The following is a 13517-nucleotide window of genomic DNA, read 5'->3' as shown; positions in this document are numbered from 1 at the left end:
CGTTTATTCATGCATCTTAAGAAAAATGCCATAAAAGGTTATAAGGCCTCTTATGGCATTCTCGCTTACTATTTTTATGGCAAATTAGAGCTTCCCATTAAAAAACGATCACATTCTCTTGCTGCTTCTCGGCCTTCATGAATCGCCCATACAACTAAACTTTGTCCGCGACGATTATCTCCAGCTGCGAATACACCAGGTACATTCGTTGAATACTTACCGTACTCTGCATCAATTGTTGAACGTTTTGTCGTTTCTACTGATAACTCTTCAATGATACGCTGTTCAGGTCCAGTAAATCCAATCGCTAGTAAGATTAAATCAGCCTTCCATACCTTTTCAGTACCAGGAATAGGTGTACGAACTTTACGTCCATTTTCATCAATCGTCGTTTCAACACCAATCGTATGAAGCTCCTTAACTTGGCCATTCTCGTCACCAACAAATTTTGTTGTACTTACTTGGTAACTACGTGGATCTTTACCATACACTGCAATTGCTTCCTTCTGTCCATCTTCTACAGTATGAACAATTGGAAATAACGGCCATGGATTCCCTTCTGCCCTCTGATCGGTCTTTTCACGATTAATATCGAACTGAGTAATAGATGCAGCACCATGACGTACTGAAGTTGTGATACAGTCTACCCCAGTATCCCCGCCACCGATCACGATGACATGTTTATCTTTAGCAGTAATATATTGTCCATCATTATGATCAGAGTTTAGCAGGCTACGAGTATTTTTTGTAAGAAAATCCATTGCAAAATGAATTCCTTGTAATTCACGACCTTCAACTTCTACGTCGCGAGGTTTTGTAGCACCTGTACAAAGAATGACAGCATCAAAATCATTGTGAAGCTCTTTAGCAGATATATCTTTTCCGATTTCAGTTTTCGTCTTAAACGTAATACCTTCTTCTTTCAAGATTGTAATACTCTTTCGACAATTTCATTTGCTAATTTAACATCAGGAATTCCATATGTTAATAAACCACCAATTCGATCTTCACGTTCGAATACCGTCACTAAATGACCTGCTTTATTTAATTGTGCTGCTGCTGCTAATCCAGCTGGACCAGAACCAACGATAGCAACTTTTTTTCCTGTACGTTTAGTAGGTGGTTGAGGTACGATCCAACCTTCTTGGAATCCGCGCTCAACAATATGGTATTCAATGCTTTTTATTGTTACAGCATCATCACTAATCGCTACCGTACATGACCCTTCACACGGTGCTGGGCAAACACGTCCCGTAAATTCAGGGAAATTATTCGTTTTATGAAGTCGGTCAAGAGCTTCTTTCCACTTACCGCGATAGACTAAGTCATTCCATTCAGGAATTAAGTTATAAACTGGACATCCAATTTCCCCGGAACCATCCATAGTCTCCCAGTTTGACAAAATGGGACACCACAGTCCATACAACGAGCACCTTGTTGACGTAAGGCAGGCTCAGGCATTAAGATTTGAAATTCCTTCCAGCTTCTCGTGCGTTCAAATGGATCTTTTTTGGTGGATTTTCTCTCTTATATTCCAAAAATCCTGTTGGCTTCCCCATCGTATTCACTCCAATCTCGTTCTTTCGCCTTCTTTTTAAAAAAGAAGGATTACAGGAACAAACGTACGTGTACATGAGAGCATCGTTGCCTACTACATTTAAGCAACGATTTGCTTCCCACATACGTTGTTCCATTTTAATTACTTATTTCCCGCTTACACGAGATTTGTCATTTTTATTTTCATCAAAAGCTACCATTACGGCGTCAAGACCTGTTAAGCCATCTTGTTTTACACGCTCAATCGCCTCAAGCATTCTCTTATAATCTTTTGGAATGACTTTTACGAATTTTGGTACTTCCTCTGTCCAATGTTCGAGGATATATGTTGCTATTTCACTACTTGTATTATTTTTATGATTATCTAACATTGTCTTAAGTTGGTTCAAATCTTGCTGGGTTGAAACGGATTCTAATAGAACCATCTCCTGGTTACATTGTTGATCAAACGTTCCAGTTGGATCGTATACATATGCAATACCACCAGACATACCAGCAGCAAAGTTTTTACCAGCTTTTCCTAAGTTCACGACAACTCCGCCTGTCATGTATTCAAGGCCATGGTCACCGACACCTTCGACAACGACATTCACACCAGAATTACGTACTGCAAAACGTTCCCCAGCAATACCATTAATGTATGCTTCACCAGCTGTTGCACCATAAAAAGTTGTATTCCCAATAATAATATTTTCGTCAGCTTTTAATTTAGCGTTAGCTGGCGGGGAAACGATGATCTTACCACCAGACAAACCTTTACCGATATAATCATTTGCATCCCCTTCTAGACGAAGAGTCATACCTTCTGGAACAAAGGCACCAAAGCTTTGTCCGGCAGATCCTTTAAAATCAAATGTGATCGTATCATCTGGTAAACCAGCAGATCCGTATCGTTTGCTAATCTCACTACCAACAATTGTACCAACTACCCGATCAATATTACGGACGTTGTATGTTCCATGCACCTTTTCTCCGCGTTCTAATGCTGGCATGCTTGCTGGTAATAATTCGCGGTGATCGAGCGATTGCTCAAGTAAATGGTCTTGTTCTTTCGTCTTATAGTTTCGCTCAGGACTATCGATTTCAGGCTTAAATAATAGGTTAGATAAGTCGATTAATTTTGCTTTTTCATTTTCGATTTGATCATTTACTTCAAGCAAATCTGTACGACCGATTAAATCGTCTAATTTGCGAATACCCAGATCAGCCATAATTTCACGCATTTCTTGAGCGATAAACTTCATAAAGTTCTCAACGTGTTCAGGCTTCCCCATATACTTCTTTCGGAGTTCAGGTTTTGAGTCGCAATTCCGACAGGACATGTGTCTAAATGACAGACGCGCATAACGATACAGCCGAGAACAACTAACGGAGCTGTTGAAAAAGCGTACTCTTCCGCACCTAGCATTGCAGCAATGACAACATCTCGACCTGTCATAAGCTTTCCATCTGTTTCTAATGTGACACGATCACGCAAATTATTTAACAACAATGTTTGATGCGTTTCAGATAAACCAATTTCCCACGGCAAACCTGCATGTTTAATACTTGTTCGTGCCGCAGCACCAGTTCCACCATCATAACCACTAATGATAATTCCATCGGCACGCCCTTTAGCCACACCAGCGGCAATCGTACCAACTCCTGTACCAGCTACAAGCTTAACACTAACCTTTGCTGTCGGATTCGCATTTTTTAAATCATGGATTAGTTCCGCTAAATCCTCAATTGAATAAATGTCATGATGTGGTGGAGGTGAAATAAGTCCTACTCCCGGAGTTGATCCACGAACCTCAGCGACCCAAGGATACACTTTGTTTCCTGGTAATTGACCACCTTCACCTGGTTTCGCTCCTTGTGCAACTTTAATTTGAATTTCATCGGCATTGACGAGATAATGACTTGTTACACCAAAACGTCCTGATGCTACTTGCTTAATCGCACTCCGACGTAAATCACCATTATCGTCACGTGTAAAACGATCTGGATGTTCTCCACCCTCACCTGTATTACTTTTAGCACCAAGTCTATTCATCGCAATTGCTAACGTTTCATGAGCTTCTTGTGATATCGAACCAAATGACATCGCACCCGTTCTAAAACGTTTAACGATATCTTCAACAGATTCTACTTCATCTAACGGAATAGATTTCTGTCCGTTTTTGAATTTCATCAAACCTCGTAAAGTTGTTTGTTCCTTCGATTGTTCATTGATCGAATTTGTATATTTCTTAAACAAGTCATAATTTGTTGTCCGGCATGCATTTTGTAACATATGAATCGTATGAGGGTTATATTGATGCGGATCCCCATTACGACGCCATTGCAGATCATCACCTGGATCAAGTGCTTTATCAACACCTTCTTGATCTGAATAAGCACGCTTGTGACGGTCACGAACCTCTTTTTCAATCGTTTCTAAATTCACTCCACCGATTCGAGTTGTTGTCCATGTGAAATATTTATCTACAACAGAAGGTGCGATTCCAACAGCCTCAAATATTTGAGCTCCTCTGTAACTTTGAATTGTTGAAATCCCCATTTTTGATAGAACCTTCATAATTCCTTTTGCAGCTGCTTTAATGTATTTATTGACAGCTTCAATATATGAAATGTCTTCAAGTAATCCATCTTGAATTAAACCATCGATTGAATCAAATACAAGATAAGGGTTAATTGCTTCAGCCCCATAGCCTAATAAAACGGAGAAATGATGAACTTCTCTCGGTTCCCCTGATTCAACTAAAATACTCACATTCGTACGTGTTCCTTTACGGATTAAGTGATGGTGTAAACCACCTACAGCTAATAATGCTGGAATTGGTGCATGCTCCGCATTGATGCTACGATCACTTAAAATAAGAAGTGTATATCCATCTTCAATTGCCTGGTCCGCTTTGGCAAATAATGAGTTTAAAGCAGCCTCCAGTTGATTCTCTTTCATATAGTCAAACGTCATTGAAAGAGTGATAGACTTGAAACCTTCCATTTTGTTATACTTCAGCTTTGCCAATTCTTCATTGTTTACAATTGGATAAGGTAAATGAATGTGGCGACAGCTTTCTGGATCCGGATTTAACAAGTCACCTTCTCTTCCAATTGTTGTACCAATTGCTGTAACAACTTCTTCACGAATAGCATCGATCGGAGGGTTCGTTACTTGGGCAAACAATTGTTTAAAATAATTATAAAGAAGTTGAGGTTTCTTCGATAAAACCGCTATCGGTGAATCATATCCCATTGAGCCAACTGGATCTACACCATCTTTTACCATCGGTTGGATCAACTTTGATAATTCCTCATACGTGTATCCAAACGCTAATTGACGCGTCACTAACGAATGAAAATCAGTATTTTCCACATGAGCTGTTTCTAGTACATCTTCAAGCTCAACTAAATATTGATCTACCCATTCCTTATATGGTTTTGCACATGCTATTTCCTGTTTAATTTCCTCATCAGGAATAATCCGACCCTCTTCGATGTCAACTAAAAGCATTTGACCTGGATGTAGTCGTTCCTTTGCTAGTACATTTTCTGGATCTACCTCTAGTACACCAACTTCAGATGACATAATAATGTAATCATCTTTAGTCAAATAATATCGAGAAGGTCGTAATCCATTACGATCAAGCGAAGCTCCAATTTGCTTACCGTCTGTGAAAACAATCGCAGTTGGTCCATCCCATGTTCCATTAATGTACTGTGGTATTGGTAAAAAGCCTTCTTTTCAGAACTCATTTGATGATCATTTTGCCACGGTTCAGGAATCATCATCATTGCTGCATGTGTCATTGACCGACCTGCTAATGACAAAAATTCTAACGTGTTATCAAACATCGAAGAGTCAGAACCATCTTTGTCAACAACAGGGAACACTTTCGTTAAATCTTCTCCGAAAAGGTCGGATTGAAACTTCGCTTCACGAGCGTGCATCCAGTTCACATTTCCTCTAATCGTATTGATCTCGCCATTATGAATCATATAACGATTTGGGTGTGCACGTTCCCAGCTCGGAAATGTATTTGTGCTAAAACGCGAATGAACGAGAGCAATCGCTGACTCAAACGTATCATCGTTTAAATCAAGATAAAACTGGTTCACTTGCTCTGTTGTTAACATTCCTTTATAAACGATTGTCCGACTTGATAAGCTTGTAAAGTAGAATGATTGCCCTTCAGGGATCTTTGAACCTACTTCACGTTCAGCACGTTTACGAATGATATATAGCTTACGTTCAAAATCAATTTCTGTTTTTATACTGTTACTCTTTTTAATAAATAGTTGACGAATAAATGGCATAGCTCCTTTTGCCGCATTACCAAGCATCGAGTCATCTACAGGAACTGTACGCCATCCGATTAACTCTTGTTTCTCTTCAGTTATGATGGTTTCTAACTCCTTCTCACATGCCCCTCTCGCTTCTTCATCCTGTGGCAAAAATAGCATCCCAACCCCATACTCACCTTGGTTAGGGAGATTTACCCCATTTTCCAAGCAAACTTTTTCAAAAAATCGATGTGGTATTTGTAGAAGTATACCTGCACCATCTCCAGTATTGACTTCATCACCTTGACCACCACGATGCTCGAGATTACGTAAAATATGAAGAGCATCTTGAACTACTTTATGCGACTTTTTCCCTTTCATATGAGCTAAAAAGCCGATCCCACAATTGTCATGTTCAAATTGCGGATCATATAAGCCTTGTTTCTTCGGGAATTGTGTGTACCGCATGAGCATCAACCTTTCTTCAAAAAATAAAAAACAATCAACTCTCCCTAAATAAATGAGCTAATATACAGGATCATATCATTTTTCTGACATTTCCGCAAATTATTTTTTTTATGCATTTATATTGAAAACGGTTACTTTGCCTGTGTAATATAGGGTTTTATATTCCGGTGATAAAATAAAAATAATAAGAAATTTATACACATATCATTCCTGTATTGAATAAATATACATAATGTTGAATGATTACTATTTTTATCTGCGAGTGTTTATTTGTAGTGGACATTTGTACAATTCCGAACGATAGATTACATATTTGGGAAAACCTTTGTATATAGAAGACTAGCAATGAAAGATAGGTTATTAATTTGCGGGTAACGTTGGAGGTAACGTTTCTCTTGCGGCATATCAATTATAGCACTTAATTATGGGATTTGTCATAACTATTCTATATTATATGTATAAACGTAATGTGTGAGGATTGTTTTATAGGAGAAAATCAATCATAATAAGAAGTAGGATATGTATGAAGTGAAGGAGGATTTTGATGAGCGAAAATAAGGAATTACATCATAATGCTACAAACATAAAAGATGAAGATTTAGCAAAGGTTCTATCAACGCTTGATCAGCTTGGAGAAACAGAACAAAAAGAAGCCGGTGAATCACTTGAAGCATTAAAGCGTCCAGTTAAGGAAATGATGAGGGATCAACATAATACATTGCCAACAAAGCTTCATGAACTAAAAGAAACGGTCAGTCAGTTAGAACCGACACATCTTAAAGACAGCAAAACAAAAAAGTTGATGAATAAGCTATTACGGAGAAATCCGATAGAGCAATATGCGAAAAAATACCAAACTGTCGAAGCACAAGTAGAGCAAATTGTTGAAGGACTTTTATCAGGTAAAGATAAACTTGAAGAAGACAATGTTATGCTTGAACAATTAAAAGATGTCGCAGTCGAAAGAATTGAAAAATTAAACAAACAAATTGATACTGGACAAACATTACAAGCAATGTTAAATGAAAAGCTAGAGCATGAACAAGACCAACAGATGATTAATGAGATTAAAAAGGGACAGTTAAAAGTCGTCTCTCGTGTGAAGAATATGTCCCAAGCTGTAATGGTTTTACAACAATCTCTCGCATCTGTTGATCTTATTAAAGAAAATAATGAGAAACTGGAAGAAGCGATTTTTAATGCGATCACGATGACGAAAAATGTCATAACGGTTTCCGCTTCTATTCAAATGGCACTTGCAAATCAACAAAGAGTGATTAAAGCTGTAAAAAGTGTTAATGAAGCAACAGAATCGATGTTGCTTTCAAATTCGGAACTTTTAAAGTCTAATACAGAAGAAACGTTAAAAACGATGGAAGAGCCTGCTATCGCCTTGGAATCGTTCCGAAAAGCATATGACAATGTATTTGCAGCAATTGAATTGACAGAACAATCAAATGATCGAATTATTCAAACTGGGCAGAAATTTATAACAGAGCTTGATCAATTAAACAAAGAGATGAAAACGAAACTTTTAACATAAATAACTCTGAGCTGCGGAGGTGCTAGAACATGAAGTTAATGCATGAATTACGATCTTTTTTTACTCCAGCTCATAAAAAGCCAGTTGAAGAACATTTGATTCGTGATTCGACAACGCGACGTCTTATTGAAGATGCGGAAAACTTATTAGTTCGTATTTCAGAAAATAAACCTAAGAATACAAATGTCATCAAAAGAAAGCAAAGGGAATGGTCGATAAAAGTAAAGTTAAAACAGCAAATGATCCATGTAATCATGACTGATTCGAAGCACTCTACTGCTCCTATTAAAAAAAGATTCACGATAATTTGTTATCGAAAATATGTAAAAGCAAATGATGGCGTCGGCGTTTGTAAAGAAGCATCTATCCATTATTTAAAAGACGGCCGATCCCATACACGTTCAATAAAAGATTCTCCTTTGTTTCAGACGCTATTTTATCGGATTCATTATTTAGATTCCGTTCTATCAAATGAAATTTCAACTATAACAGAATCACCTAAATCACTGCTCCAACATCAAGAACAATTATTAAAAACTAGTGATCACAATCAATTACATGTACTCATTGATGAAGCGAAACGTTATAAACAACTATTAGCAAAGTTTCAAGTTGATCCTTCTATTGAGCACCGTTTAGCACGAATTTTAGAGCACTCTTCTATGTTAGTTGAAGATTTTGCTATGCTTGATTTTGAAGAAAGACATACTGTTCGTCGCATGTTGCGGGAAGATATCCCTTCTTTATTACACTCGTATATTTCTTTATCTACGAAACACCGTTTAGAGCAACAAGAAAATGTCTATTTAACGTTATTTAAAATGGAGCTCACATTAATAGATTATAAAGAAAAAATAGAAAAAGAACGTGTTGCCCGAATGGATCAATTATTTAAATTACAATCGATGCGGTATGATAGAAAAAAATAAGCTCCATCTTTTATATTTATTCCACAAAAAAGTAAGGTACTTATTAAAAGAACCTTACTTTTTAAAGGGACTTAATCCTTCTTCTGTTCGGTTTTTGATAACCACATTAGTATTTCTCCTGCGATATGTTCATCCTGGTCAACTACTTTATATGTTCTACCTACAATCGAGGATAGTACTGAAAATTGGATAGACGCTAACTGTTTTCGCATCTGTAAAATAGAAACATGACGCTCTATTGCTTGTATTTTAGTTTTTTCAGAAATAACGGTCACTTGCTTTATTTTTCTAAAACGGAAGCAAATGAAGTCATCATGTATATTTGTAGCTGCATCGCGGTATTGTGCATAGCCCAATAGTAAAGCCATTAAAATAATGATAATTCCCCAGTAACCGTATGGTGTAAAGTAACAAGTTACACATGTTGCAATGATAGGCAATAAAGCCATTCTTCTTAAAGCTCGAAATAGGGCTCTTCTAGGAACTGGTGTTAACGAATGATCCAGTTTATATTGAGGTAAAATTTCATTAATAATCGATTGTATCTCTTGCGGACGGATTAACGGTAATACAACCGTTGAAAATTGTTCATCAACACTTCCGCCACCAGCAGATTCAACATAGACTGTGGCAAAACCGAGCGGCTGCCTTAAGATTGTTTTCTCAATTGAGACAGCTGTTACCCGGTTTAGGGCAATCGTTAATTGACGTTTTTCAATAATCCCACGTGAAATGACTAATTCGTTACCGTACTTTTCAATTGTAAAGCTGCCATACTTTAGCATATGTGCGAGAATGGAAATTAGCCAAGCAATTAAAAATCCAGTAAATAATAAAAATATGATAAACCAAAGTCCACTATCACGAAAAAAAGAAAATACTCGATCATATACGGCTTCAGGTAGAAATTGTTCAACTTGACTCAATAAGGCAATTACTGCAGATAGAGTTAAGCCGATCCCACTTGATGTTAGAGCAGCAATCCATAATCTTGAGGTAGATAATGCCCATTTAAAATCTGGTTGCTCTGTTTCGTCGTTTCCTATTTGTGAAAAGTCTTCATTCTCTCCAGCATATTCATTATGCTTTTGCTCTTTAAAATTCTTTTTTAAATAATTTCTAATTTGATAGGCTTCGTCTTTTGTAACCCCAAGTAACGAGACTTCCGGTTCAGAGCCCCCACCTGCGGTTTCCACTTTAAGCTTAACGAGACCAAACATACGTTGAAATAATCCAGCGGTAATGTCAATACTTTGAACCTTATGCTCATAAATAAACCTCTTTTTACGAACAAAAACACCATGCTGAACATACAATTGCCCTTCACTGACACGGTATTTAAAAAATAGCCAACGTAAGAAACCTGTAATTAAGGCCATTAAAACGATGAAAATCCATATGTATTCAAAACGGAAAAATCCAATAGGCTCTGTCGTTGAGCCAATAAACAAACTAATAATAATAGGGATGATAAATTCTTTTAATGCTAAAATAGCAGCAATTATAATCGTTGCTGGATGAATTCGTTTTAAGTTAGTCATCCTTAGCCACCGCCGCAAGCCGAGCAATTTGATCACGTAAATGATCTGCTACCTCTTGAGATAAAGCTGGGATCGTATGAACAGTTGCTGCTGTAGAAATTGAGACAGCTGACAATTGATATTTCTTTAATAGCGGGCCTTGAACAGTATCGACATGCTGTACACGAGCATCGGGATTAATGTTCGTTTCAATATAATAACCCCATATTGCAAATCGATTTCTTCTTCTAGCACTTCATAGCTCCAACGTTTCCATTTAATTGGAGGTATAATAATGATTGAAAAAAAACTGTAAATAACCCATGTACCAATCATTAACCATAGTGGCCAATAAGGGAATGAAAAAAAATATAATAGCACCCCATACCCAATTGGTATGAGGCTATGAACAATGCATTGATAACAGCCTGTAAACGAAATAACGGTAATGCTTTTTTGGGAAGTGTTTCTATAGGTTTTCCGCGCAACGTATTTCCTCCTCTAGTTACTCCTCATCTTTTATATAAATGATTTTAACTCCAAGGTCTTGAAATAACTTCAATACATGCTTATTTAATTCACGGTCATAGAGAAGACCGACTGACTCAACAACTTCTAACTCTTCTAAATCTCCTGTTTCTGCATCCTCAATTAGTTCTAGCAAATCATCTAGATTTTTCTTTTTTAATTCTTCAATGATCGCTTCTTTTGTCATCACAATCTTACCCTTCATTTTTTCTAGCTTCAGTCATTTGTTTCCACACAGAACCTTTAGCTTCCTGTCCACCTTCTATGCGTTCTAATGCCATTTTCACTTGCAATGCTACCTCAAATTCTTGGTCAGATTCAGCTTTTCTTAATGCTTCTATTGCTGTCTCGTCCCCTACTTCATATAAAAACATCGCTGCTCTCCATCTAACAAGCTTATTAGGGTCTTCTAGAGCTTCGATCATAGCAGGTATCGCTTTTTCGCTCCCTATATCTGATAAACAATCTCCAGCTGTTCTTCTTACGGTAACCGATTGGTCTTTTAATGCTTTATACAAATAAGGTAAGACAGATTCCTTTTCAATCATCCCTAAATAAACGGTTGCTAGTCGACGGATAGAAGCCTTCTCGTCTTCAAGTGCTTTCGCTAATACAGGAATATCCTTTTCACTTGGGTCCATTCGCTCTAGTACTGCATAACGCTTCTTCCAATCTTCCTCATCTAACATATCAAGTGTCACATCAATAAATCGACTAGCAAACGCTGCTTCCTTCTCTGTCGGATTTCCATTTGCTAAACCAATTAGTGCTTGAAGTCTTTCATCTGTATAAGCAGCAGAAATCTCTTCGGCTACTTCCTTTGCTATTTGATCTAATTCACCGTAACGAACGCCTTTTTCAACCCATTTTCGTTCTAACACGACGTTATCATCAGGCTTTTGTACTTTGGTGATTGCCTCTACAAATCGCTCGGGTAGTCCCTGGCGCTTTTCTTGCTCTCCATCAGTCAATTTAATTTGCATCGGTATTCCTTTAAACATTTGGACAAATACATTCACTTCACCAAAATGTTCGTTAACAGTTTGTTCGCCTTTTGAGTCTTCTAAATTCTCTTCTCCAAATACCTCTCTTACTTTAGGCAAGATTTCTTTCCAGTCCTTTTTAGGATGGCGATCAATGGCAATGAAATCAGCGACGTGATAAACGCCTTTTACTCCGTCAATAGCAAATAACTTTTGAATATAATCAGGCGCTTCATCTTTATTTTTATTAGTGTATGAATTTCTAGCACTATCACCCAAGCTCTCATTAAGTGTTAGTTTCATTGTATTCGGGCTTGGTGTCGGCTCAATTGATTCAATGTACATGTAAGAATACCTCCAATTTCCAATACATTTGACTTTACTTTATCATACCATTCCTTTCAATGCCAACCATTCGCATGTAAGATAAAATTGATGTTTTAAAAGTATATGTAAAAGGAATGAATTACTGTATACTAGAAGTAGTCTATACTAATAGAAAAAAGGAGGTTTTTCTATTGAGAATCGCTTTTTTATCAGATATTCATGGAAATGCAACTGCGTTGGAAGCCGTTCTTCAAGATATTCGCCAACAACAAGTTGATAAGATTTGTGTTTTAGGTGACCTTTGCTTTCGGGGACCTGAGCCAAAACGTGTACTAGAAACGGTACAGTCATTAAATGCTCAAGTTATTAAAGGGAATGCTGATGAGTGGCTCGTTAGAGGGTTTAAAGAGGGTGAGGTTTCTAATCAAGCATTAGAAATGATGAACCAAGAGCGTGACTGGACTTTAAAGCGCTTAAATCAAAGTGATTTAGATTATTTAGATCAATTACCTACTGAATTAGTTCTCGATGAAGGTGTTGACACAATTATCCATGCATTTCATGCAACACCAACAAGCTTATTTGATGTTGTGTTATCAGATGAGACGGAGAAAATTGAAAATACGTTAATGCAACGTGACGATGCCGATTTATATGTATATGGACATATTCATCATCCTTATATTCGTTCGATGCACGGGAAAAACATTGTTAACGTTGGAAGTGTTGGTTTACCGTTCGACGGTCATCCACTTGCTTCATATTTAATTGCCGATATTGAAGAAGGAAGACATCGCTTGCATTTAAACCGTGTTCCTTATAACCGTGAACACGTTGTAGAAATTTATAAGCAAGCTGGCTATCCCAATACACAAACAATGGCTCCTGTTATTTTTTACGGAGTTCGACCGTAATATGTAAAAAGGGACGTCTTATGACGTCCCTTCTACATTCATTAAGATTGGCAATGCTCATTATATGAAAGAGCTAAATTACGAATAATATCCATTGGTTCTGCCCCTTCGATTTGTTCCCTCGGAATAAAATGTACTAATTCTTTGCCTTTAAATAAAGCCATTGACGGTGAAGAAGGTGGTAAGTCGCCAATGTATTCACGCATACGTGCTGTTGCCTCTTTGTCTTGCCCTGCAAAAACGGTAACAAGGTGATCTGGTGTATGATCATGCTGTAGCGACGTAACAGCTGCAGGACGAGCTAAACCTGCCGCACATCCACAAACAGAATTAATGACCACAAGCGTTGTACCTGATGCATGTTCCATATAAGAATCTACTGCATCAGCAGTCGTTAATTCTTGAAAACCATTCTCCGTTAACTCTAACCTCATTGGTAATACAACTTGCTTCATGTATTCTTCATAAGCCATTGACAT

General features: G+C 37.5%; 7 protein-coding genes and 3 pseudogenes. 3 read left to right on the top strand and 7 right to left on the bottom strand.

The features are described from left to right. Positions 1 to 74: 74 nt before the first annotated feature. Positions 75 to 1559: pseudogene (locus tag JCM19034_RS02135) on the bottom strand (glutamate synthase subunit beta). Positions 1560 to 1703: 144 nt separating this feature from the next. Next, positions 1704 to 6294 (bottom strand): annotated as a pseudogene (gltB, locus tag JCM19034_RS02130) (glutamate synthase large subunit). Positions 6295 to 6838: 544 nt separating this feature from the next. On the opposite strand from gltB, the gene JCM19034_RS02125 reads away from it, so the two are divergent. Together JCM19034_RS02125 and JCM19034_RS02120 are read left to right on the top strand one after the other, a co-directional pair. After that, the gene (locus JCM19034_RS02125) at positions 6839 to 7837 is read left to right on the top strand and encodes a toxic anion resistance protein (protein ID WP_062046884.1); all 999 of its coding nucleotides are present in this window, start codon (positions 6839 to 6841) and stop codon (positions 7835 to 7837) included. A 29-nt stretch (positions 7838 to 7866) separates the two neighbouring features. Beyond that, a complete protein-coding gene (locus JCM19034_RS02120) occupies positions 7867 to 8766 on the top strand; it encodes a hypothetical protein (protein WP_062046882.1) in 900 nt (299 codons plus the stop codon). Positions 8767 to 8837: 71 nt separating this feature from the next. Here the strand turns inward: JCM19034_RS02120 and JCM19034_RS02115 are convergent, their stop codons facing one another. The 4 genes and pseudogenes from JCM19034_RS02115 to JCM19034_RS02100 all read right to left on the bottom strand — a co-directional run bounded on the left by JCM19034_RS02115 (position 8838) and on the right by JCM19034_RS02100 (position 12142). After that, positions 8838 to 10307 carry a PH domain-containing protein gene (locus JCM19034_RS02115; protein WP_062046880.1) on the bottom strand — a complete coding sequence of 490 codons (1470 nt, stop codon included), beginning with the start codon at positions 10305 to 10307 and terminating at the stop codon, positions 8838 to 8840. Beyond that, a pseudogene (locus JCM19034_RS02110) lies at positions 10300 to 10774 on the bottom strand (PH domain-containing protein). Before JCM19034_RS02110 ends, JCM19034_RS02115 begins: the two are co-directional and overlap by 8 nt. 17 nt (positions 10775 to 10791) lie before the next feature. Further along, on the bottom strand, positions 10792 to 11001 hold the full coding sequence (locus JCM19034_RS02105) for a hypothetical protein (protein ID WP_062047337.1): 210 nt from the start codon (positions 10999 to 11001) through the stop codon (positions 10792 to 10794). Positions 11002 to 11008: 7 nt separating this feature from the next. Further along, the gene (locus JCM19034_RS02100; protein ID WP_062046878.1) at positions 11009 to 12142 is read right to left on the bottom strand and encodes a conserved virulence factor C family protein; all 1134 of its coding nucleotides are present in this window, start codon (positions 12140 to 12142) and stop codon (positions 11009 to 11011) included. A gap of 173 nt (positions 12143 to 12315) precedes the next feature. Here JCM19034_RS02100 and JCM19034_RS02095 point away from each other — a divergent pair, with 173 nt between their 5' ends. Then, the gene (locus tag JCM19034_RS02095) at positions 12316 to 13038 is read left to right on the top strand and encodes a metallophosphoesterase (RefSeq protein WP_062046877.1); all 723 of its coding nucleotides are present in this window, start codon (positions 12316 to 12318) and stop codon (positions 13036 to 13038) included. A gap of 41 nt (positions 13039 to 13079) precedes the next feature. Here the strand turns inward: JCM19034_RS02095 and JCM19034_RS02090 are convergent, their stop codons facing one another. Next, positions 13080 to 13517, bottom strand: coding sequence for a BrxA/BrxB family bacilliredoxin (locus JCM19034_RS02090; RefSeq protein ID WP_062046876.1), 438 nt, complete (start codon positions 13515 to 13517; stop codon positions 13080 to 13082).

The sequence above is a fragment of the Bacillus sp. JCM 19034 genome, assembly GCF_001310635.1.
Taxonomy (GTDB): domain Bacteria; phylum Bacillota; class Bacilli; order Bacillales; family Bacillaceae_D; genus Halalkalibacter.
Note: the sequence above shows the minus strand (reverse complement) of the source record. Positions and strands in the feature narration are given on the sequence as shown.

What these genes read in the sequence shown, in the direction of transcription:
- JCM19034_RS02100 (WP_062046878.1), bottom strand. Translation starts at nt 12,142, where the DNA reads ATGTACATTGAATCAATTGAGCCGACACCAAGCCCGAATACAATGAAA.
- JCM19034_RS02105 (WP_062047337.1), bottom strand. Translation starts at nt 11,001, where the DNA reads ATGACAAAAGAAGCGATCATTGAAGAATTAAAAAAGAAAAATCTAGAT.
- JCM19034_RS02120 (WP_062046882.1), top strand. Translation starts at nt 7,867, where the DNA reads ATGAAGTTAATGCATGAATTACGATCTTTTTTTACTCCAGCTCATAAA.
- JCM19034_RS02125 (WP_062046884.1), top strand. Translation starts at nt 6,839, where the DNA reads ATGAGCGAAAATAAGGAATTACATCATAATGCTACAAACATAAAAGAT.
- JCM19034_RS02090 (WP_062046876.1), bottom strand. Translation starts at nt 13,517, where the DNA reads ATGTCAATGGCTTATGAAGAATACATGAAGCAAGTTGTATTACCAATG.
- JCM19034_RS02115 (WP_062046880.1), bottom strand. Translation starts at nt 10,307, where the DNA reads ATGACTAACTTAAAACGAATTCATCCAGCAACGATTATAATTGCTGCT.